Raw genomic sequence first — 21,272 nt, 5'->3', positions numbered from 1 at the left:
TTTTTCATTTTTGGTAGAATATTAATTTAGCACTAACTAGACACAACCCAAGATGAGCGAAAGAGATTCAATGGAACAAGAGGAGATACACTCCAAAGTTCTAAGGGCCGGAAGAAGAACCTATTTTTTTGATGTAAGAAGCACTAAAGCCGGTGATTACTATCTTACCATCACCGAAAGCAAGAAGTTTACCCACGATGATGGTTCTTTCCATTATAAGAAGCACAAAATCTACCTTTACAAAGAAGACTTTGACGCCTTCAAGGAAAATGTCATTGAAATGATGGATTTCATCATCGACGAAAAAGGCACTGAAGTCATTTCTGAAAGACATCAAAAAGATTTTAAAAAAGAGGAAGACACCGCTCCTGTAGAAGGAACTGGCGAGGTAAAATCTACCGAAAGTTTTACCGATATCGACTTCGACGATATATAAGTTATTCGAATAGCAAAAAAGCGGTCCTTCATTCTGAATGGGCCGTTTTTTTATGGGCTTTAGTTTACTTAAATTTACTTTGACTAATTACACCAAACTTTTATGAAAAAAACAATACTCCTTCTCGCGGCGCTCGTTTCAGTACAAACACTTACTTCTCAAGAAAAACTAGACCTCAATTACTATCTCCCCCAAGACATCACCTATGATAAAAATATACCGACACCAAAAGAAATTATTGGCCATGAAGTTGGTGAATGGCATATAACCCATGACAAACTCATGTTTTATATGCAAACGCTTGCTAAAGCTTCTGATCGGATGACTATTGAGAATAGAGGAACGACCTTTGAAGGAAGGCCTATTTTGTTATTGACCGTCACCGCTCCAAAGAATCATAAAAACATCGAGCAGCTACGAGCAGATCATATTGCCCTGACGGAAGCTGGAAGTTCAACTGCTATCGAAAATATGCCAATAGTAGTTTATCAGGGTTTTTCAATCCATGGAAACGAACCAAGCGGTGCAAATGCAGGTCTAGCTTATGCCTACTACCTAGCCGCAGCTCAGGGACCTGAAATTGAATCCTTGTTAAACAATATGGTGATTCTTATGGATCCTTCATTCAACCCCGACGGCTTGCAACGTTTTGCCTATTGGGCGAATACGAATAAAGCTCAAAATCTTATAGCAGACAACAATGACCGTGAGTACCACGAAGTTTGGCCTGGAGGGCGCACCAACCATTATTGGTTCGATATGAATCGTGATTGGTTACCTGTACAACTTCCTGAGAGTAGAGCGCGTATTGAGAGCTTTCATAAATGGATGCCGAATATTTTGACCGATCATCATGAGATGGGCACCAATTCTACCTTCTTTTTTCAACCTGGAGAACCTTCAAGAACACACCCCCTGACGCCTAAAATGAACCAAGAGCTTACGGCCGAGATTGGCGGCTATCACGTAAAGGCCTTAGACAAATTGGGCTCGCTGTATTATTCAGGAGAAAACTTCGATGATTATTACTACGGAAAGGGATCAACCTTTCCCGATGTAAATGGAGGTATCGGAATACTATTCGAACAAGGTAGTTCTCGAGGCCATATTCAGGAAAGTGAAAACGGATTGCTCACTTTTCCGTTTACCATTCGAAATCAATTTACTGCAGCACTGTCAACTATTGAAGCAGCAAAGAATATGCGAGTGAAAATTTTAAACTACCAAAAAGGATTTTATTCGGATACCCGCAATATGGCGGCGCGAAGTAAAACCAAGGCCATTGTATTTGGTGATAGTAAAGATGCGGCAAAATCTTGGCATTTGGCAGAAATTTTAAATCGTCATAAAATCAAGTTCCACGAACTAGCGAACGATGCTACCATAAGCGGTAAAGCCTACAAAAAGGGTAGCAGCTACGTAGTGCCTATGAATCAAAAGAACCATCGCTTGATCAAAGCCATGTTTGAAAAACGTACTACTTTTACTGATAGCCTTTTCTATGATGTTTCGGCTTGGACTTTTCCATTGGCCTTTAATGTCGATTATTCAGAATTAAGCTCTTTAAACCAAGCTGGGCCAGAAATTACAGATTTCGCCCCTTTAACAGGAACTGTAAGCGCCAAAAGCAGCTATGCATACCTTTTCGAGTGGCACGAATACTATACGCCAAAAGCATTAAACACCATTTTGGAAAAAGGCTTGAGAGCCAAAGTCGCTAAATCACCTTTTACCCTAGAGGGTAAAAAGTACGATTACGGAACCATTATGGTCCCCGTTCAAAACCAAGCTTTGAATGCCACCGATTTGCATAACTTCTTGATCGATATTGCGCGTGAAAGCAAAATTCAAATTGTATCTGTTAGTACCGGATTAACGCAAGGAATTGATCTAGGCAGTAATGATTATGATGCTATCAAAAAACAAAAAATAGCCATTTTGGTAGGGAATGGAATACGTTCTTACGACGCAGGAGAAATTTGGCACCTTTTCGATACACGTTATAATATTGAGCTTACCAAAATTGATATGGCATACTTTGACAGGGTAGATCTCAGCGATTATACCGATATCATTGTACCAAGTGTTAACAGTAGCGTTAGAAGCAAAAAGAATACTGAAAAATTGAAGAAATGGGTGAAGGAAGGGGGCACCTTGATTGGGTATAGAAATGCTGTGGAATGGTTCAGCAAAAGTGAACTGATGACATTAAAATTTAAAAAAGACACTTTGGTTGCCAAAAATATTCCATTTGACAAGAAGGGAGACTTTCTGGGAGCGCAAGTTACCGGTGGCGCAATTTTTCAAACAAAACTAGATCGCTCTCACCCCATTAATTATGGATATAAGAACAACAACTTAGCTATGTTTAGAAACACAAACATCTATGTTGAGGCTGATAAAAACAGCTATAATAATCCTATTCTATATACTGCTAATCCGTTATTAAGTGGCTACATTTCAGAGGAAAATCAAGAGCTTGTAAAAAACACTGTGCCTTTTCAAGTAAGGCGATTGGGCAAAGGAAGAGTTATTGCTTTTACCGATAATACTCAGTTTAGGGCATTTTGGTATGGCACGAATAAGCTTCTGATGAATGCTATTTTCTTCGGAGATATGATGTAGCTCTCAATCTAGCTATGATGGAACGTACTGCTAACAGAACGGAGAAAGGGGTTTTGAAATAAAAATCTATTTCATCCGTACAAAAAACCAATTAAAAACGAACAAAGCAAGTGCCACCACTAAGCCAATAAGTGGATTCCAGCTGAGGGCCACAATCGTAAATAGTATTGCATAATATATAGGGTAAGTCAAAAGTGCGAAAGCAAATCGCAAGGTTCCCATAAATTCGGGTTCCCAAACTTTCGGTTTCACAAAAGTTCTCCAAAACAGCACAATCGGAAAGTTGAGGAGCCAGAACAAGCTCTGACCAAGCTCAGATAAAAAGGCTGATTGCCTGTTTGTGACAACTTCTGTTATAGCGCCATTTGCGATCGCCTCATTCACCTGAACAGGGTTTAAATAATCTACTCCAATTACATCCAAGCGGTTTACAGTTTCTTCATAGCTATTTTCATCTTCAATATGCGAAGTAAGCTTTTTTAACCTACTTGAGACGGCATCTTTTATGCGATCAATCGACTCCCGTTCCTTCATCGGGTTGTACATGTCCTTAACGGCAATAGGAGTATCGAAATATAGGGCCACCTTATCTGGAAAACGTACAGCATCTCTATAATTAATTCCCACGGGTACAAGGTGTATATCAGTGTTGGGCGCCACATTGAGCGTATTGAAAAGAATTCTGGTGAAACCTTTACTTAGCGGTCTCACTCTTCGCTTCAAATTGTGGTTCGCTTCCGGAAACATAAGAATGGCTTGCTTGTGCACTAGTAGTTCGGAACAGCGGTCAAAAACGGCCTGATTGTTTTTTAAAGACTCTCTTCCGTCGCGAATGCGGTAGATAGGAATCATCTGAAAAAAATTAAATATTGAAATTAGTGTCTTGCTTTTGAAAACATCAGACCGCGTTAAAAACCAGGGTTTGCGATTGCAATCAACTGCAATAAGTAAAACATCCAACAACGCACTTTGGTGATTGGGCAAAAACAATACAGGTTTATCTTTGGGTACATTTTCAAGTCCTGAAACTTTAATCTTCCCATAGTAGAGATGAAGGTTAGTCTTCATCCAAATCTTCACCATGCTGTAAATTAGATTTTTCAAGCGAGCTTTTCTTTTTTTATTGGTTTATAACCCCAAAATGAAGCGAGCAGAAGACCTGAAATCAGATGCCAAATTCCCCAAAAAGCTGCCAACAAAGCCATTCCGCCTAATCCATCGAAAAAGGTGAAAATTAGCAACAGACCCAGCCCGGAATTTTGGATACCGGTTTCCACAGTGATACTACGAATATTTTCCTCTGAAAGTTGGAATAGTTTGCCAAGTGAAAATCCGGTTGTAAATGCGATCAGGTTGTGCAGTAGAACAATCCAAAAAACATATACAATGTAGTCTATGAAAATAGTTCTGTTGTTATACAAGGCTATGAATATGAGCGCAACAAAGAAGGCCAAGGAGCCCACCTTTAGCACCTTCGCCATTTGCTTAGCGATTTTTGGAGAGCGATGGTTGATATACATCCCCAAAATCAAAGGTACACCCAATAACAAGGCCACCAGCTTGATCATTTCTAGTGAGGAGATGGCAACCTCATTTAAGATTGTAGCCGTCGGAGCGTAAAGCGAACCCCAAAATTGAAGATTTAAAGGTGTCAACACAACAGCCAATAGTGTTGCAATAGCCGTTAGGCTAACTGACAAAGCAGTATTTCCTTTAGAAAGATGGGTTATAAAGTTCGATATATTTCCGCCAGGACAAGCTGCGACCATAAACATTCCTAGTGCTATACTGGGCATAGGTTGAAGGACCAGCGCCAACAGAAATGTAATGGCCGGAAGCACGAGAAACTGACTAAAAATACCCACTAAAATAGGTTTCGGGTGTTTCAATAAACGTTTGAAATCTCCAATCGAAATTTCAAGCGCGATTCCGAACATAACAAATGCCAATGCAAAGTTCAGCACCCAAAGAGTTTCTGAATTAAAATTGATTTGAACAGTATCGAGAACGGAGTCGGTCAAAAATAGGATTAGTGTTGGTTGGTCAAAGTAAAGGCGTCAAGTTAAAAATAGCACAGGAGATAACAAAGAATCGGTCAAATACTTTTAACTTTAAATACTAGTAAATTGTGATAATATGTCTTTAACACCAAGTAATATGTTACCCTTAGGTACAAAAGCACCAGACTTCAACTTGGTGGATTCGTTAAGTGAGGAAACCCTGCACCTAGGGGCTATTAAGGGCGACAAAGGAACTGTAATTATGTTTATTTGTAATCATTGTCCGTTTGTAGTTCATGTAAATCCGGAAATTGTAAGGGTAGCAAAAGAATATCAAGCAAAGGGACTTGGTTTTATCGCTATTTCAAGCAATGACATTGTCAACTATCCGCAAGATGCCCCACACTTCATGCAAAAAGTTGCAGCAGAAGTGGGTTATTCTTTTCCCTATTTGTACGATGAGACGCAAGAGGTAGCAAAAGCCTATGATGCAGCCTGCACTCCCGATTTCTACTTGTTTGATACCGATTTAGCATTGGTTTATCGGGGGCAACTAGACGATTCTAGGCCCGGAAATGGAATTTCACTAACCGGAGCAGATTTACGAACCGCTATAGATGCATTGCTTAGCGGAAAAGAGAATACACAAGTACAAAAACCAAGTATCGGGTGTAATATCAAATGGAAGCAATAATCGCAATCAATCGCAGCTAAAATGAAAATAAATCCACAAGAGGCGCTTCAAAAGCTTGCAAAGATCGAATCTCCATTTCTAACTGTATTCGAACATGGAACACTTTTAGTAGAAGTTTATAAACCTGAAAAAGTAGATTTGCAGCAGCCCCACTCCAGAGATGAGGCCTATATAATCATTTCGGGTAAAGGAGAATTCTTGAATGATGGAGTGCAAACTGAAGTCAAAAAAGGTGATTTCCTATTCGTTCCGGCCGGAATCGAACATCGATTTGAAAACTTTACAGACGATTTTTCAACCTGGGTTATTTTTTACGGGCCTGAGGGTGGTGAAAAAGTATAGTGTTGCATGCAAAATATTGTTCATTTCGAACCCATAACACCTAAAAACTACGATAGCTATATCGAGGTAGGCATTCAAGCCTACAATCAACACTATTTGCATCTTTGGCCCAACGGAAATTCTTTACCTTATATTCAACGTAGTTTCACAAGAGTCATTCTTGAAAAGGAACAGAAAGATGACAATACCATACTTTTTCGAATTTTGAGCAACCTGAAAGCTGTAGGTGTTCTAAAACTTACCATAAACGCTTCGCTACCTCCATTTTCTGAGAGCGAGGCCTTATGCATCGATAAGATTTACATTCTAAACGAACATTCAGGAAAAGGAATTGGCAAAAAAGTGCTTCAATTCGTAATGCTACGAGCCAAGGAGATGCATAAAAAAATAGTTTGGTTAGATACGATGCAAAAAGGACCTGCTCAAGATTTTTATCTCAAAAACGGATTTGAAATTCACAGTGAAACTAAGGTTACTTTTCCCACGGTCATTGAAGATGAAAGTTCGATGTGGGTTATGGTAAAAAGGTGTTGATCGTTACCTTAGCAGAGTGCCCAGTGTTTTAGGCTGAAGGCTGCGAATTTGCCAATAGCAGCTACAGAATGACCCAAATACATGCCTCCTAAAACTCTAGATTTACAAACTCCAACCTTTGCGGTTCAGCACACCTTCGATATGAGCATAATGATGATTGCCGTGCCAGGCGTATTTTCCAATGTTCTCGGCCACGGTAACCACTACATTTCCGTCAGGATGTAAGTACGGTCTCTTCAAATGATCTTCGGAAAGGCCTTTTAGCAAATAAACCAATTTAGCATGCAAAGCGCTTATATAATCTAGCGAAAGCTGAATGGGAGCTGTTCTCGCATCAAACAGGTTACTCCATTCTTTTTCTTCATACGCTTTAATCAAGGGTTGATCTTCGGTCAGAGCCCACTTAAAGCGTGTGTAACTATTGTGGTGGCTATCGGCAATATGATGCACTACTTGACGTATCGTCCATCCATCAGGGCGATAAGGGGTTTCCAACTGCTCCGCACTTAGATTTTTAACCAAGGTTTGAAGACGCAGAGGAAGCGCTTCTAGAACATGAATCCAATCATTGATTTGAGCTGTACTAATTTCCTTTGGGCATTCAAAATGACCAATGGGATATCGTAGTTTTTCTAAGGAATTTTCCATAATATAAAAATAAACTTTAATACATTTTTAACCTTGAAGATTCAAGAAAATCTTTTTTACCTACTAATTTTATAGGATAATAAAATGTACTAAAAACAACAAAAAATGGCAACAATACGATTGGGCGATACTGCTCCAGATTTTACCGCAGATAGTTCTGTGGGAACCATAAATTTATATAAATATCTAGGTGATAGTTGGGGTATATTATTTTCACATCCGGCTGATTTCACTCCTGTTTGTACTACCGAATTGGGCACAGCGGCCAAATTCAAAGGGGAATTCGATAAAAGAAATGTAAAGATGCTCGCTTTGAGCGTTGATGGAGCAGCTTCTCACGTAGAATGGATAAAAGACATCAACGAAGTGCAAAATACTACGGTGAACTTTCCAATACTAGCCGATGAAAACAGAAAGGTTGCTGACCTTTATGATATGATTCATCCTAATGCTGATAGCACCCTTACCGTTCGATCGGTATTTATTATTGCTCCCGATAAAACCGTAAAGCTAATGTTGACTTATCCCGCCTCAACGGGTCGTAATTTTTATGAATTGCTGCGGGTGGTAGATTCGTTGCAATTAACCGCCAACCACAAGGTGGCCACTCCAGCAAATTGGGAAAACGGACAAGATGTAGTGGTAAGTCCGTCAATACCTACACAAGAGGCCAAAGAGATTTTCACTAAAGGTGTTGAAGAGGTAAAACCCTATTTACGTATGACTCCTGACCCAACTGCATAGCTTTTTTGCAACAACAGTATTTAAACCTCCTGAGTTATAGGAGGTTTTTTGGTTTAAGGTATTTTAAAGTTGGCAAGGTGAAACTTTATAATTTTCACTTATAATTTACCTGGTGTTGCTACTATATCTATCCCATTTTCATTCGGAGCCATTTACGCTTTGGTCTATATATGTTATCTTGCCGTCAACCATAATAACACAAACCAAACGTATTCGCATGAAATCTTTTACAATAGCTGAGATCAACACCTTACTCGAAGGTGAATTAGTCGGAGATACTACACAAACCATCACCGGCCCAGAAGAACTTCAAAAAGCCCAGGCCAATCATATCACCTTTATAGGCAGTAGTAAGTATGTATCGCGCTGGAAGGATTCCAAAGCCTCTGTGGCCATTGTCAATGCTAACCTAGAGGTAGAACCGGGAGAGAATCGTGCCCTGATCAAAGTTAAAAACGCGGATTTGGCAATGGCCAAAGTACTGGAAGCCTTTGAACCTGAACCACCAGTTTTTGAGACTGATATTCACCCTACTGCCGTAATTCATGAAACTGCAAAAATTGGTAATGCCTGTAAAATTGGCGCGCATTGCTACCTTGGTAAAGATGTAGTACTAGGAGATGGGGTAGTCTTGTATCCTAACGTAACCATTTTAGACAGCACTAGCATTGGTAAGAACTCTGTGATCTGGTCTGGGACTGTCATTCGAGAGCGTTGCGAAATTGGTCAAGCTTGTATTTTGCATAATAATGTAAGCATTGGTGCCGATGGTTTTGGCTACCGACCTAGTGATGATGGCCGAGGACTAGTTAAAATTCCACAAATAGGAACCGTAATCATCGGTGACGACGTCGAGATTGGAGCAAATTCTTGTGTCGATCGTGGAAAATTTAGTGCAACTATTATAGGTGATAATTGCAAAATAGACAATCAAGTACAAATCGCGCACAACTGCATTATGGGAAGGTCTTGCATCATGGCCGGTCATAGTGGCTTGGCTGGTTCGGTAACCCTAGGAGATGGAGTGATCATAGGTGGTAGCGCCTCTATAAAAGATCATACTACACTTCATTCAGGGGTAACTGTTGGAGCAGGGTCAGGTGTTGTAGGAGACGTAGAGGCCGGCAAAACTGTTTTAGGGTATCCTGCACAAGATTCTAGAGATATGCTCAAACAATGGGTAATGATGCGAAAATTGGCCAAACAGTAAACCAAGTACGGGGAGAACTAAAAAATTCTTTTTACCTTGTAAGGAGAAAACTGTGCAGATGCCCCAATATCGAGTAAAATATGTTTTCCTTGCATTGTGTTGCGCGCTACTTTTTAGTAATTGTGTTAACCTCCAACATGTTACTGCGTTTTCAACCTCTGCCATAGAAAGCGTAGCAACCTTTGAAACTTTGTCACCCAGTTTTTATAAAACTTGTCTTTCGGATTGCCAAAATAAGCATATTACTACCTTAAACATTCACCAAACCGATTGCGATTGCACCCAAAATCAGGAAGCGGATCGCATTACCGAACTGATGTATCACGGGCTGCAAGGTTATTTTAATGCTTTGACCAACATTTCCGATAACCAGCTCACTAACTACCAGACAGAGGGACTTACAAATGCGATTACTTCAGGAAATTTTGGTTCAATTCAAGTGAATGAAGCTGAGGCAAAATCGTATTCGAACATCATCACGCTAATAGGACGAGCATTTACCGACCGATACCGAAGAAATAAAATCAAAACTTACATCTCAAATGCAAATCAACCTGTTCAAGATTTACTTCATTTCTTAGATTTGAATCTGGCTGGCAATCTCAAAGGCAAGTTGGAAGTGCAGAAAAGCAGTATCAAAAACTATTATTTCGATTTGGTACGTGATACAGAACTTTCGACCTATGAACGAACCAAATTTGCAGAAGACTATTTTTTAAGAATTCAGGAAATTGAACGTCAACAGCGTGAGTTAGAGGAATATTCAAAAATATTAAATTCAATTGCAGAAGGTCATTCTAAACTTTATGCAGAGGTTGAACAGTTGCATAATGATGATCTGAAAGTCGCTTTGGCCAAGTATGGTAGCCAACTTAAAATGCATTCTACTGCCTTGATTAAGCGATAAAGACTACAAATTGTTGTATTGGAAAACTCAAATCGACAAAAGATGAGAAATCTAAATGCTGAAGAGGTAAAACAACTTGCCGATAATTTTTTGCAAATGGCAAATGCTTTGGGTGACTACCGCTATAATAACATTGATTCCCTTACTGAGGAGGAGGATCTAACCATTAAGAGTATGCACAACCAACAGCTAACATACACTACTGAATTGTACACCAAGTCGGCCGTTTTGGTTCTAGAGGACGTTCAAGATAGCTTGAACAAAATTGATACTATTACCAAAGAATCGCAGGAGCTTTATAAAAAATTAACGAATGTTCAAACGATACTCGATAGGGCGAGTTCTATTATAAACCTGGCTTCGGCGATACTTGCTTTAGACCTTAAGGGAGTTACGCGAAATATTCAAGAACTTGTTTCCTAGTTGAGCCCTATTTGAAGTAAGAAAACACCTATAGATAAGAAAAATCAGGAGTGTTTGTCGCACAAAAAAAGCTAATCAATTCATATCCTTTACCTTATCTTAATTCAAATATAACTTGCAAAAATTCAGACATTTAACAATTAAATAGTATCTTTGGCCTTTAATAATTTTTAATTTTTAGTATTATGAGTAAAGGAACAGTTAAGTTCTTCAATGATTCCAAAGGATATGGTTTCATAACTGAAGAAGGTTCGAACGAAGATCATTTTGTACACATTTCTGGCTTAATCGACGAGGTTCGTGAAGGTGATGTTGTGGAATTTGAACTACAACAAGGTAAAAAAGGATTGAACGCCGTTAATGTGAAGGTAGTAGACTAGGTAGGTATTAAACTTTTTTATAGTAAGGCCGCAACTTATAGTTGCGGCCTTTTTTTATGCGCAATCATAATTTAACAATAAATGAGGTAGGGTAATATTATTTCAAGTTGTTTTTATGGTATACATATACCCCTAAAATTAACCTTCTTTGGCTACCTTTTTTATCATATTAGTAATCCTTATAGCGGTAAACATTTTGCTGCTGTTTCTTAGTGTAGACGAGCAATAACTTGAGTCAACTCGATAATTGAGATTCTGATGCGCTGAAGTTTAGCGTAAATTCTTATGGCTACTCTCTACTATATGCCTTGTGAACTCCCTTCACCTATTTGTGATATAAAAAAACTCCCTTTTTTACCAAAAGGGAGTTGATTTCATGTTGTGTAATTTTCTTATCGAACATCCATCAATTCAACATCGAAAATAAGTGTTGCATTTGGAGGAATCACACCTCCCGCGCCAGCACTGCCGTAAGCTAAATCTGAAGGAATTACGAAACGAGCTTTGTCGCCTACCTGCAACAGCGAGATTCCTTCATCCCAACCTTTGATTACCTGTCCAACACCCAGTTGAAAACCAATGGGTTCATTTCGCTTGTACGAAGAATCAAAAACTTGTCCGTTCAATAAAGACCCTTCATAATGCACTGATACTTGGCTACCACCTTGGGCTTTGGCACCATCTCCTTTTTGGATAATTTTAAATCGGAGTCCACTATTTGTTGACTCAAAACCTGCAGCAACCTTGTCTAGTTCAGCGGCCTGCTTTGCCTTTTCTGCGGCTAGCCTTTCAGCGCCAGAATTCTTGAAAGTTTCAAAAGCTGCAACGGCATCCCAACTTTCAGCTTCCGCCCCTACCCTTACGATTTCAACACTTTCGATTTCATCTCCTTGGGCCACTGCGTCTACAATATCTTGCCCAGATTCCACATGGCCGAAAACGGTATGCTTGTTGTCTAACCAAGGTGTTGCAATATGGGTGATAAAGAATTGACTACCGTTCGTTCCGGGTCCGGCATTTGCCATAGAAAGTACTCCTGGCCCATCATGTGTCAAATCTGGGTGAAACTCATCGTCGAATTTATATCCGGCATCTCCGGTTCCGGTGCCTTGAGGGCATCCCCCTTGAATCATAAAATCTGGTATGACCCTATGAAATTTCAAACCGTTGTAGTAAGGTTCTCCAGCAGCTTTTGCTGTATTTTGTTGTTTCCCTTCCGCTAAGGCAACAAAGTTGCCAACCGTTCCTGGGGTTTTATCGTGTGTTAATTTTACGAGTATTTCTCCTTTTGAGGTATTGAATTTTGCGTAGATTCCTTCTTGCATTTTAAGCGAATTTTAATGAGCCGCAAAGGTAGGGATTTTTAGTTGATGGAAGACAGCACATGTAGGACCGATGGTAGGGTACCCTATTTTTGAGATAAGCGATTGGTTATCGGTTCTTCTGCCCCAGAACAAGTAGTTCTCAAAGCCAGCTAACCTCTCCCATTTTAGAAAACGATTGTGCAATTTTTGGCGGCGAGAGCGAGTGCATAGCCATGCTAGCCACACAGCACAAGCTACAGGGGTAAATAGACATTCGTAATGACGTTCAGCCTGTAACTTGGTAGCAAATTCTAGTTCGAACCGACTACGCCATAGGTATCAAACAAATACACCAAACTTGCCATGGCAGCGGCACCCAGTTCTAGTTCTCGACGATTGACATGTTCAAAAGTATCATTTTCAGCGTGGTGGTGGTCAAAATAACGCTGTGAGTCTGGTCGGAGTCCGGCTAATACAATAGTATTATTTTTCAATGGACTGATATCAGCACCAGAAAATCCCTTCATGAATGTATGTATATAATAGGGTTCAAATAGACTTTCCCAACTTTGGGCCCTCGCGATATTTTCATCAGAGGCGTCGAAACTGAAACCCCTTGGGGTAAATCCGCCAGAGTCACTTTCTAAGGCAAAGACATGATTTTCATTTGTACTTTCAGCTACCTCAGCATATTTTCTACCACCTCTTAATCCGTTCTCTTCGTTCATAAAGAGTACGGCTCGAATGGTTCTTTTTGGCTTGTACCCTATTTTCTTAAGTATGCGAAGTACTTCCATACTTTGAACGCATCCAGCCCCGTCGTCATGGGAACCATCACCCAAATCCCAGGAGTCAAGATGGCCGCCAACAACCATAATTTCATCTGGATGGGTACTTCCCTTAATTTCCCCTATAACATTATAAGATTCAACATCTTCCAATGTCTTGCAATTTAATTTGAAAAAGAATTGTGTATTAGGGTTCAATTTCAAGGTAGCACTTAATAAATCGGCTCCATTGGTACTAATTGCTGCTGCGGGAATTTTTTCAGCTTCCGGAATATCACCGTAGTTCATACCCCCAGCATGCGGATAATCATCTTGTCGAAGGTTCAAGGAGCGAACGATTACGCCTAAGGCTTCATATTTGCCAGCTTCGGCAGCACCACTTCTCCTTTGGTCGCCTGCACCTGAATACGCCTCAAAGGTATTTACTAGGGCCGGGTCCATCGGACGATTAAAGAAGACTATTTTTCCTGATATCTTTTCCTTTCCCAAGGTTTTGAGTTCCTCAATACTCTGCACCTCTATAACATTGGCTTTCACGCCTCTTCCATAAGTCGGTATCGAGCCTCCCAAAGCACATATAGGAACATTTGTGGTCACACCAGGGTCTGTTTCAATATAGGCGAACTCAGGGGTACCTCGAACCCATTTGGGTACCATGACAGGTTGTAGCCAAACACGGTCTAATCCTAGAGAGTCCATTTGGGTTTTGGTATAATCTACGGCTTGTTGCGCTTGTACCGAACCTGAGAGCCTCCCCCCTATTTGATTGGATAAATAATTGAGCCAAAGATATGCTTGCCCATCAGTAAGGGCAACATCGTAAATTTGACGGATTTGTTTTTCATCTTCCGATTGTGCAAAAGCTTGTGATACTACTAAGAGGAATACAAGGTAAATCTTCTTCATTCTGTTTCTTTTTCGAGCTGATTTCTATACTCCCCTAAATTAGCTTTTATTTTGGCACTCAACTCGGGTTCCTTGATATCTTTGTATTTCTTTAACGCTTCCAATAAAATGGAGGCAACGATTACACGAGCGGCTTTTTTGTTATCAGCAGGAATTACAAACCATGGAGCATGTGGTTTCGACGTTTTATTGATCGCCTCTTCGTAGCACTCTTGGTATTTATCCCATAGTTTACGCTCTTTTAGATCTCCCGCCGAGAACTTCCAATTTTTTTCTTTTAAGTCTAATCTCCGTACCAAGCGTCTTCGCTGTTCTGCCTTGGAGAGATTCAAGAAGAATTTGAAGATAATGGTTCCATTTTCAGCCAAATGTTTTTCGAAATTGTTGATTTGCTCAAAACGTTTCTCCCAAAAATTTTGGTCGATATCTTTCACGGTATGAATTCCTGGAATATGCTCTCCCAAAATATACTCGGGGTGCACTCTGGTCACCAATACATTCTCGTAATGTGTTCGATTAAAAACACCGAATTTACCTTTTGCCGGCAGCGCGATGTAATGCCGCCATAAATAATCGTGTTTTAACTCTAGTTCGGTGGGCACTTTAAAACTATGCACCACGACACCTTGAACATTAAAGTCTTTAAAAACCTCGCGAATAAGACTATCCTTTCCTGAGGTATCCATTCCCTGAAGGCAAACTAACACACTATATTTACTATGGGCGTAAAGCGTGTTTTGAAAATCGCCTAAATCTTCACGAATGGATTCCAACTGTTTTTTTAACTCCTTATTTGACGCACTCAAGTCTGTCACGGTATTTAAATCTGACAGTTTGATCGCTTTTTCGACTTTAAAATCACTACTTCCTATTGTATCCATGGTGAAAAGATAAAATTTTTTATCGGTGAAATGCATGAAATGTTAAAAAAAAATGTCGTTCATCGCCCATACACCTCAGTTCATCCGAAATACCTGAAATTGAGGGTGTTCCGTCGAAAAAAGTAGATGACAACGGCAAGCATTTCCTAATTTTACAGATAGTAGAATCCCAAATTTTATGACCTACAAACCTACGTTATGAAGATCCTGCATGTAATGCTATACAGTATAGCACTCCTATTACTTTCCTCCTTTGCCCCAGGCGAAGCATGCAGTTATGCGGGCTCAAATATGAACTATGTAAAGGCAAGGACAGAAGAAGCTCTGCAGATGGATGACATCAACAAGGCCAGATTCTATGCGTACAAGGCCATCAAGGTAATTCAGACCTCCACCAATAGATTTAACGATTGTGGTTGCAAAGATGCAGCTATTAACATCGAAGAAAGTCTTATCAGTTTAAAAGCGGCAACAAAATCAACATCGCTTAACGGAACTAGGATATTATTGCAAGAAGCTCTTCAACAAATAATAGATGCGCTAGATGCGCTTGATCAGCATGAAATGCACGATGTCGTTTTTCCGTCAAAGGATATTGCCATGAATGTCGAGGTTGGAATGGAAGCAGAGTTGATTGCTAACGAATTGGAAAAGAACGAGCTATACGAACAAATTGATAATTCGTTAGCTAAATATTCGAAATCTATCAATGCCGTAGTGGACTCGGTCAACTGTCTTGAAGCGAGAGCTTTTGCCAATACGATCTATACGCGTTGCGAACAGCAGCTATTAAAACCAAACCTTTCAGAGGGTAAAAAATACTACAATTTACGAACCAAGGAAATTACCGCAAAAGCGCTTCTGCGTTTGGGTGACTGTGGTTCAAAGCAATAGATAGTCGGCGTTTGGGCGTAGTTTTCGGCATGCTCAAAATTTAACACTAGCACATGTACTATGGCTATCCTTCACCTGTCAAATCGTTAACGCTTTCACCCTTAACATTTCTTTTCACTAACCCTTAGTGTTACTGCAGCTAACGGAACATTACTTACTAGCAAACAATTTCACATCTTCCTCCGTTACTTCATGACCTCCTAGAATAATCAAGCGTTCTACCACATTTCTAAGTTCGCGTATATTTCCTGTCCAATCATATGCCTTTAAGAGTTTAATGGCTTTGTCAGAAAAGGTCTTACCAGCAATGCCCTGCTCGCTAGTAATCTTATAGGTAAAATGATTTATCAACAAAGGAATATCATCGCGACGATCATTCAAGGCCGGTACTTTTATCAAAATAACGGCAAGTCGGTGATACAAATCTTCTCGAAATTTACCCTCTTCGATCTCCTTTTTTAAATCTTTGTTTGTTGCGGCAAGTACGCGAACATCTACTTTAATGTCTTTATCTGTGCCCACTCTCGAAATTTTGCTCTCTTGAAGTGCCCGCAGCACTTTTGCCTGGGCTGATAGGCTCATATCACCAATTTCATCGAGAAAAATCGTGCCTTTGTTGGCCGCCTCAAATTTACCAGCTCTATCTTTTACCGCTGACGTAAAGGCTCCTTTTACGTGACCGAACAATTCACTCTCGATTAATTCAGATGGAATGGCCGCACAATTCACTTCAATAAAGGGTGCTGCGCTTCTCTGACTCTTTTCGTGCAGCCAGTGTGCTACCAATTCCTTTCCAGTTCCGTTTGATCCTGTAATTAAAACCCGGGCATCAGTAGGAGCTACTTTTTCAATCATGTCTTTGATAGCACCAATTTCTTTGCTATCACCTACCATTTCATAATTTTTGCTGACCTTTTTCTTCAGAATTTTGTTCTCTACCACCAATTCTTTGCGATCCAAAGCATTGCGAACAGTGGTCAAGAGTCGATTTAAATCTGGTGGTTTTGAGATGTAGTCAAAAGCCCCTGCGCGCATGGTATTCACTGCAGTATCTAAATCTCCATGACCTGATATCATTATAAAGGGTATTTCTGGTTTGATCTTGCGTGCAGCTTCCAATACTTCGACTCCATCCATCTTAGGCATTTTTATATCGCAAAGCACCAAATCGTACTCATTGTTCTTTACTGCTTCAAGGCCTTTTAATCCGTCCTCTGCTTCTTCTAATTGATAGCTGTCATTTTCCTCGGAAAGAATTTTAACCAGTACCCTTCGGATTGCTGCTTCATCTTCAATGATCAATATTTTTGACATAGGTAGTATGTTTTATTTTCTTTCCCGAGCATTAGGGAATGTATTTATTTTTTGTTTTCGAGATTTTAACCGTTACAGAAGGTGGTCAATTTTAAAAAATTCCTATTTTAAATCCTGTTCTAAGATAAATATTTCCTTGATCATTTAGTGTAAATGCCCTATTTCTATTCCCATCTCTAATAAGTCCCTCTTGTAAAAGTGAATATCCTAACAGTGTATAAAAAGATATCTCTTTTGTGAACTTATACTGATATCCTACGGCGCTTACCAAAGCTGACAAGGAAATTGATGTACCAACATTATTATTGGGCAATAACACATCATTTTGAATATTTATAAAATAACCATCCAAAAACAATGCCGCTTGTAGCACATGCTTTCCAGAATTGCTATAATATTTGACATCTTGCCTAGGAATACCAATGGTATATGACCAATTTGGGTGAAACCTTCTATAGTAATTGACAATGGGCAATGGAAAGGGCAAACCTGTTGCACTATTGAAAGACAAGCCAACAATTAATCGAAAAGGCCTATCGATATCCTTTTTTTCTTTCAACAAAACGGCGGAAAGATTCACTCTAAAATCATTGTTTTCAATACCCAACACAAAATTAGAGGCCAATCTCGGTTGCACGGCGCCTACGAATCGCCAAGTTTCATTCCACTTAAAGGAATACCCCAGATTGAAATCTACTATATGAAGGCGTTCTAAGGTACTTGTTTCGAAAGGAAGTGGTTGACCAACTCTAAACTCATAGGTATTATACTCACCACCTATGACCAAGTAGTTGTGTTCCTTAATTTTGATGGGAGCATTCAAAACGGCCCTGTATCGATTGGTACGAATTCCAGAATCATTTTCAGGTATTGCCGTATACTCCAAACGCAACAAATCAGGGGTTTGCGATAGCCCGAAGCAACTTATTAGAAGAAATAATAAACAGCAAAAAAAATGTTGCTTCATAGCAGTTAAACGGCGGCAATCACGAATTAGTCTTTTATGGGTAAATTCTTTTGAATTAGATGTACATCTCTTTGTGGGAATGGTATACTGATATTGTTTTCGCGAAACCTTGCATCGATTTTATATCGCATACGACTTTTAGTTTTAGGGTCGCTAAAACTATCCTTTATATAATAGTTCAATGAAAATTGGAGGGCAGATTCTCCGAAGTCATCAAAAAGAACAAAGTACTTCGGATTTTTTAAGACTTCCCTTTCTTCTTCAGCTACGCCTTCCAATAGTTGGGTAACCAAGGTAACATCACTCCCATAAGCAACACCAACTCGAATAGATTCTCTTGTAGTAGAATGGTTTTGGGTATAGTTGTAGACTATGTCACTAATAAATTTATGATTGGGAATAATGATTACTTTATCATCTCTTGTGATAGCTCTTGTAGTGCGTAATTTGATTTCAAAAATCTTACCAACGGTACCATTGATCTCCACCACATCGCCAACGCTTACCGATTTATCGGCAATAATTGATATACCACCAATAACATCTTGAAAAAGTTCTTGTAGCGCTAATCCCAAACCAACGAACAACGCAGCTGACGCGGTTATAATTAGAGTGATGTTGATACCGGCCGCACTTAAGGTTATCATGATGACGGCCATATAAATAAGGTACTTTATGAACTTAAAGACGCTGATGAACTTAAGTTCATCTTCCTTTTCCATTTTGCGTGTCCAGAGTTTTCTCAGCCATTTCAGCACAAAACTAGTCACCATGAAGGCTACAATAACCAGCAATAGCAAACCGATTGTGATATGAATAGAGTTCTCTCCCTCACCATAGTGAAAACCCAGATTCAAGAATTCTTTTATAGAACCCCTGATATCTTCCTCGATAATTTCTTTAACTGTATTCGATTCTTGTTGAAGTATCATTAATAGCGCAACCATTTAAAAAGTTCTTTGTAACTCGGTTTTTTACCATACATCAAAATACCGATTCTATAGATTTTGGCAGCCAACCACACGATTCCAATAAAGGTACCTATTAAAAGGGCAATCGATGTCAACAGTTGCCAAATGGGTACTCCTCCTTCTCCAATTCCGCCGGGCAACCGCATCAACATTACTATGGGCGATGTTAGCGGAAACAACGAAAACCCAACGGCTATTGGGCCGTGAGGGTTGTTAAAAACAGAAAAGAATCCTACATAAATCGCCAACATCAAGGGTAGGATAATGGGAAAGATAAATTGCTGTGTATCAGTTTCATTATCAACAGCGGCACCAATAGCTGCATAGATCGAACTATAAATCAAATACCCCAAAACGAAATATATCAAAAAGGATGCGATTAACATGAGCCAGGGCAAGCGCCAAAAATCTTGAACAAGTGCTATGGCTTTAGATGGTGATGGAACCGGATTGGTAAGATGCTCTCCCATAGCCACGCTAAGGTCAGCGCCTTGATTCAAGCTGTCTGGATCTATACCAAAAATCGCAAATGCCACCATTGACAAAAGGCTTGCAGATACAATCCAGATGGCAAATTGGGTAATGCCAGCTAGAGAAGTTCCAATAATCTTGCCAAGCATCAATTGAAACGGTTTTACCGATGATATAATAACTTCGATAATTCTACTTGTTTTCTCCTCGATTACACTCCGCATTACAAATCCTCCATAAATTATAATGAACATCATGATCAAATATCCGAAAGCACCGCCAACGGCAGCTTTGAGCATGTTAATTCTCTTTAAGTTTTGCTCACCCGCAAAAGTAGAAGTACGAATTTCAAAGCGGTCAGCTATTTGCTCAAATTCTCGGGAAGAAACGCCCATATCCTTCAGTTTCTGTTGCCGAAGTTTTTCTTGAAAAACAGCCTCAATATCTTCGATAACATTGTTACTAGCGGCCTCCTTAGAATAAAAGAAAGAGCGTGCGGCGACCATTTCTAAATCACTTTCCTCAGGAATGTGCAATAGACCGTAATACCCTAAATTAGCTGTAGAATCCTTGGCGGCCTCTAAACTTAGGCCCTCGAAATTCACATAACCGGTATACTCGTCTGACAAGAAGTCATTCGTAAAATACCTGCTCTCATTAAGAACAGAAATGATTCGTTTTTCATTATCGTTCAACTTGGTTAGGTAAGCAATTAACACTACCATAGCCACCATTAAAATTGGACTCAAAAAAGTCATTATCACGAAAGATCGGTTACGCACCTTTGCCAAATACTCGCGTTTGATAATTAAAGGTAATTTATGCATTCGCATCTTTGGTTTGAACAGTTCGAATAAATATCTCGTTTGCAGAAGGTATGGTTTCCACAAATTGATTGATGTTGGCCCGATCAGCCAAATAGGCAAGTACATCACTTGAATCGCTTGAAGGTAACTGCAGCTTAAAATCTAGCTGGTTTTCTGTAGGGTTAAACGATGAGTACGTAATTTGAAATTTATCTTTAAGGTCTTGGAGCAAGGCCTCTCCTTTTTCAACTTCCAACCCTACTTCATAGATATTACTTTTATATGTCTTTTTAATATCGGATAGTTTACCATCTAAAATCTTTTCAGATTGGTGAATGAGGGCGATATGATCACAAAGTTCCTCAACAGATTCCATTCGGTGTGTAGAGAAAATAATAGAAGCTCCTTTATCTCTCAACTGTAATATTTCGTCTTTAATGATATTTGCATTTATAGGGTCAAAACCACTAAAAGGTTCATCAAAAATCAATAGCTTAGGATCGTGCAATACCGTTACAATAAACTGTATTTTCTGAGCCATTCCTTTGGAGAGTTCTTGTATTTTTTTATTCCACCAGTCTCCTATTTCCAAACGGTCAAACCAGTACTTTAAACGCTGTTTGGCCTCTGACTTGCTCAATCCTTTCAACTGGGCCAGGTACAGGGCTTGTTCCCCTACTTTCATACTCTTGTATAATCCTCTTTCTTCAGGCAAATAACCTATCATCGCAATGTGTCGAGCGTCTAGGGGTGCTCCATCAAAAAACACCTCTCCGTCATCGGGGAATGTAATTTGATTGATAATACGTATTAAAGTGGTTTTACCGGCCCCGTTCGGACCGAGGAGTCCGTAGATACTGTTATTGGGAATTTCGAGGGAGACTTTTTTGAGAGCGGTATGTTCTCCAAAGCGTTTGGTAACCCCCTGAGTAACCAAAATATTGTTCATGCAAGCAATTTTATCAAAGATATGTAAATGCGTTTTAAAGGCAATTCTCTTTTAAGATGGATTTAATCTAAAAAACTT

General features: G+C 39.6%; 22 protein-coding genes. 11 read left to right on the top strand and 11 right to left on the bottom strand.

Annotated features, from left to right (window positions below; all coding sequences use genetic code 11):
• Positions 1-52: 52 nt before the first annotated feature.
• Positions 53-436 carry a PUR family DNA/RNA-binding protein gene (locus ABJN95_RS19440; RefSeq protein WP_348372933.1) on the top strand — a complete coding sequence of 128 codons (384 nt, stop codon included), beginning with the start codon at positions 53-55 and terminating at the stop codon, positions 434-436.
• 102 nt (positions 437-538) lie between these two features.
• The gene (locus ABJN95_RS19435) at positions 539-3,061 is read left to right on the top strand and encodes a M14 family zinc carboxypeptidase (protein ID WP_348372931.1); all 2,523 of its coding nucleotides are present in this window, start codon (positions 539-541) and stop codon (positions 3,059-3,061) included.
• A gap of 66 nt (positions 3,062-3,127) precedes the next feature.
• Here ABJN95_RS19435 and ABJN95_RS19430 read toward each other — a convergent pair whose 3' ends face one another.
• Entirely contained in the window at positions 3,128-4,165 is a 1,038-nt protein-coding gene (locus ABJN95_RS19430) for a lysophospholipid acyltransferase family protein (RefSeq protein WP_348372930.1), read from the bottom strand.
• Positions 4,162-5,082 (bottom strand): bile acid:sodium symporter family protein, encoded by a 921-nt coding sequence (locus ABJN95_RS19425; protein WP_348372929.1) that lies wholly within the window; start codon positions 5,080-5,082, stop codon positions 4,162-4,164. Before ABJN95_RS19425 ends, ABJN95_RS19430 begins: the two co-directional genes overlap by 4 nt.
• A gap of 115 nt (positions 5,083-5,197) precedes the next feature.
• On the opposite strand from ABJN95_RS19425, the gene ABJN95_RS19420 reads away from it, so the two are divergent.
• Genes ABJN95_RS19420 through ABJN95_RS19410 form a run of 3 tightly spaced genes read left to right on the top strand, consistent with a single transcriptional unit; the run spans position 5,198 to position 6,631 of the window.
• Positions 5,198-5,755 carry a thioredoxin family protein gene (locus tag ABJN95_RS19420; protein ID WP_348372927.1) on the top strand — a complete coding sequence of 186 codons (558 nt, stop codon included), beginning with the start codon at positions 5,198-5,200 and terminating at the stop codon, positions 5,753-5,755.
• Between the two features lie 21 nt (positions 5,756-5,776).
• Positions 5,777-6,097 carry a cupin domain-containing protein gene (locus ABJN95_RS19415; protein ID WP_348372925.1) on the top strand — a complete coding sequence of 107 codons (321 nt, stop codon included), beginning with the start codon at positions 5,777-5,779 and terminating at the stop codon, positions 6,095-6,097.
• 6 nt (positions 6,098-6,103) lie between these two features.
• On the top strand, positions 6,104-6,631 hold the full coding sequence (locus ABJN95_RS19410) for a GNAT family N-acetyltransferase (protein WP_348372923.1): 528 nt from the start codon (positions 6,104-6,106) through the stop codon (positions 6,629-6,631).
• Positions 6,632-6,733: 102 nt separating this feature from the next.
• On the opposite strand, the gene ABJN95_RS19405 is transcribed toward ABJN95_RS19410, so the two are convergent.
• Entirely contained in the window at positions 6,734-7,279 is a 546-nt protein-coding gene (locus ABJN95_RS19405) for a YfiT family bacillithiol transferase (RefSeq protein WP_348372922.1), read from the bottom strand.
• A gap of 105 nt (positions 7,280-7,384) precedes the next feature.
• Here ABJN95_RS19405 and ABJN95_RS19400 point away from each other — a divergent pair, with 105 nt between their 5' ends.
• From ABJN95_RS19400 to ABJN95_RS19380, 5 genes are all read left to right on the top strand, one after another.
• Positions 7,385-8,023 carry a peroxiredoxin gene (locus ABJN95_RS19400; protein WP_348372921.1) on the top strand — a complete coding sequence of 213 codons (639 nt, stop codon included), beginning with the start codon at positions 7,385-7,387 and terminating at the stop codon, positions 8,021-8,023.
• Positions 8,024-8,240: 217 nt separating this feature from the next.
• The gene (lpxD, locus tag ABJN95_RS19395; protein WP_348372920.1) at positions 8,241-9,233 is read left to right on the top strand and encodes a UDP-3-O-(3-hydroxymyristoyl)glucosamine N-acyltransferase; all 993 of its coding nucleotides are present in this window, start codon (positions 8,241-8,243) and stop codon (positions 9,231-9,233) included.
• A 190-nt stretch (positions 9,234-9,423) separates the two neighbouring features.
• A complete protein-coding gene (locus ABJN95_RS19390) occupies positions 9,424-10,140 on the top strand; it encodes a hypothetical protein (protein WP_348372918.1) in 717 nt (238 codons plus the stop codon).
• Between the two features lie 42 nt (positions 10,141-10,182).
• Positions 10,183-10,563, top strand: coding sequence for a hypothetical protein (locus ABJN95_RS19385; RefSeq protein ID WP_348372917.1), 381 nt, complete (start codon positions 10,183-10,185; stop codon positions 10,561-10,563).
• Between the two features lie 185 nt (positions 10,564-10,748).
• The gene (locus tag ABJN95_RS19380; protein WP_138659665.1) at positions 10,749-10,943 is read left to right on the top strand and encodes a cold-shock protein; all 195 of its coding nucleotides are present in this window, start codon (positions 10,749-10,751) and stop codon (positions 10,941-10,943) included.
• 392 nt (positions 10,944-11,335) lie between these two features.
• Here the strand turns inward: ABJN95_RS19380 and ABJN95_RS19375 are convergent, their stop codons facing one another.
• From ABJN95_RS19375 to ABJN95_RS19365, 3 genes are all read right to left on the bottom strand, one after another.
• Entirely contained in the window at positions 11,336-12,268 is a 933-nt protein-coding gene (locus ABJN95_RS19375; protein WP_348372915.1) for a peptidylprolyl isomerase, read from the bottom strand.
• A 290-nt stretch (positions 12,269-12,558) separates the two neighbouring features.
• Positions 12,559-13,941: a M28 family peptidase gene (locus ABJN95_RS19370; protein WP_348372913.1), complete on the bottom strand. Its 1,383-nt coding sequence runs from the start codon at positions 13,939-13,941 to the stop codon at positions 12,559-12,561.
• Positions 13,938-14,822: a PPK2 family polyphosphate kinase gene (locus ABJN95_RS19365; RefSeq protein ID WP_348372911.1), complete on the bottom strand. Its 885-nt coding sequence runs from the start codon at positions 14,820-14,822 to the stop codon at positions 13,938-13,940. The genes ABJN95_RS19370 and ABJN95_RS19365 overlap by 4 nt, the downstream gene beginning before the upstream one ends.
• 198 nt (positions 14,823-15,020) lie before the next feature.
• On the opposite strand from ABJN95_RS19365, the gene ABJN95_RS19360 reads away from it, so the two are divergent.
• Positions 15,021-15,716, top strand: coding sequence for a hypothetical protein (locus ABJN95_RS19360; RefSeq protein ID WP_348372910.1), 696 nt, complete (start codon positions 15,021-15,023; stop codon positions 15,714-15,716).
• Between the two features lie 150 nt (positions 15,717-15,866).
• Here ABJN95_RS19360 and ABJN95_RS19355 read toward each other — a convergent pair whose 3' ends face one another.
• The 5 genes from ABJN95_RS19355 to ABJN95_RS19335 all read right to left on the bottom strand — a co-directional run bounded on the left by ABJN95_RS19355 (position 15,867) and on the right by ABJN95_RS19335 (position 21,194).
• Entirely contained in the window at positions 15,867-17,030 is a 1,164-nt protein-coding gene (locus ABJN95_RS19355) for a sigma-54 dependent transcriptional regulator (RefSeq protein WP_348372908.1), read from the bottom strand.
• 91 nt (positions 17,031-17,121) lie between these two features.
• Entirely contained in the window at positions 17,122-17,997 is an 876-nt protein-coding gene (locus ABJN95_RS19350) for a DUF6268 family outer membrane beta-barrel protein (protein ID WP_348372906.1), read from the bottom strand.
• Between the two features lie 26 nt (positions 17,998-18,023).
• The gene (locus tag ABJN95_RS19345; RefSeq protein WP_348372905.1) at positions 18,024-18,929 is read right to left on the bottom strand and encodes a mechanosensitive ion channel domain-containing protein; all 906 of its coding nucleotides are present in this window, start codon (positions 18,927-18,929) and stop codon (positions 18,024-18,026) included.
• A complete protein-coding gene (locus ABJN95_RS19340; protein WP_348372904.1) occupies positions 18,929-20,266 on the bottom strand; it encodes an ABC transporter permease in 1,338 nt (445 codons plus the stop codon). The genes ABJN95_RS19345 and ABJN95_RS19340 overlap by 1 nt, the downstream gene beginning before the upstream one ends.
• Entirely contained in the window at positions 20,259-21,194 is a 936-nt protein-coding gene (locus ABJN95_RS19335) for an ABC transporter ATP-binding protein (protein ID WP_348372903.1), read from the bottom strand. The genes ABJN95_RS19340 and ABJN95_RS19335 overlap by 8 nt, the downstream gene beginning before the upstream one ends.
• Positions 21,195-21,272 lie beyond the last annotated feature (78 nt).

Origin of the sequence: Maribacter sp. (genome assembly GCF_039974175.1) — a bacterium.
Lineage (GTDB): Bacteria > Bacteroidota > Bacteroidia > Flavobacteriales > Flavobacteriaceae > Maribacter_C.
Note: the sequence above shows the minus strand (reverse complement) of the source record. Positions and strands in the feature narration are given on the sequence as shown.

Coding starts and splice junctions, on each gene's coding strand:
- ABJN95_RS19385 (WP_348372917.1), top strand. CDS start 10,183: ATGAGAAATCTAAATGCTGAAGAGGTAAAACAACTTGCCGATAATTTT.
- ABJN95_RS19405 (WP_348372922.1), bottom strand. CDS start 7,279: ATGGAAAATTCCTTAGAAAAACTACGATATCCCATTGGTCATTTTGAA.
- ABJN95_RS19350 (WP_348372906.1), bottom strand. CDS start 17,997: ATGAAGCAACATTTTTTTTGCTGTTTATTATTTCTTCTAATAAGTTGC.
- ABJN95_RS19400 (WP_348372921.1), top strand. CDS start 7,385: ATGGCAACAATACGATTGGGCGATACTGCTCCAGATTTTACCGCAGAT.
- ABJN95_RS19440 (WP_348372933.1), top strand. CDS start 53: ATGAGCGAAAGAGATTCAATGGAACAAGAGGAGATACACTCCAAAGTT.
- ABJN95_RS19415 (WP_348372925.1), top strand. CDS start 5,777: ATGAAAATAAATCCACAAGAGGCGCTTCAAAAGCTTGCAAAGATCGAA.
- ABJN95_RS19375 (WP_348372915.1), bottom strand. CDS start 12,268: ATGCAAGAAGGAATCTACGCAAAATTCAATACCTCAAAAGGAGAAATA.
- ABJN95_RS19345 (WP_348372905.1), bottom strand. CDS start 18,929: ATGATACTTCAACAAGAATCGAATACAGTTAAAGAAATTATCGAGGAA.
- ABJN95_RS19355 (WP_348372908.1), bottom strand. CDS start 17,030: ATGTCAAAAATATTGATCATTGAAGATGAAGCAGCAATCCGAAGGGTA.
- ABJN95_RS19365 (WP_348372911.1), bottom strand. CDS start 14,822: ATGGATACAATAGGAAGTAGTGATTTTAAAGTCGAAAAAGCGATCAAA.
- ABJN95_RS19335 (WP_348372903.1), bottom strand. CDS start 21,194: ATGAACAATATTTTGGTTACTCAGGGGGTTACCAAACGCTTTGGAGAA.
- ABJN95_RS19370 (WP_348372913.1), bottom strand. CDS start 13,941: ATGAAGAAGATTTACCTTGTATTCCTCTTAGTAGTATCACAAGCTTTT.
- ABJN95_RS19380 (WP_138659665.1), top strand. CDS start 10,749: ATGAGTAAAGGAACAGTTAAGTTCTTCAATGATTCCAAAGGATATGGT.
- ABJN95_RS19360 (WP_348372910.1), top strand. CDS start 15,021: ATGAAGATCCTGCATGTAATGCTATACAGTATAGCACTCCTATTACTT.
- ABJN95_RS19340 (WP_348372904.1), bottom strand. CDS start 20,266: ATGCATAAATTACCTTTAATTATCAAACGCGAGTATTTGGCAAAGGTG.
- ABJN95_RS19435 (WP_348372931.1), top strand. CDS start 539: ATGAAAAAAACAATACTCCTTCTCGCGGCGCTCGTTTCAGTACAAACA.
- ABJN95_RS19410 (WP_348372923.1), top strand. CDS start 6,104: ATGCAAAATATTGTTCATTTCGAACCCATAACACCTAAAAACTACGAT.
- ABJN95_RS19420 (WP_348372927.1), top strand. CDS start 5,198: ATGTCTTTAACACCAAGTAATATGTTACCCTTAGGTACAAAAGCACCA.
- lpxD (WP_348372920.1), top strand. CDS start 8,241: ATGAAATCTTTTACAATAGCTGAGATCAACACCTTACTCGAAGGTGAA.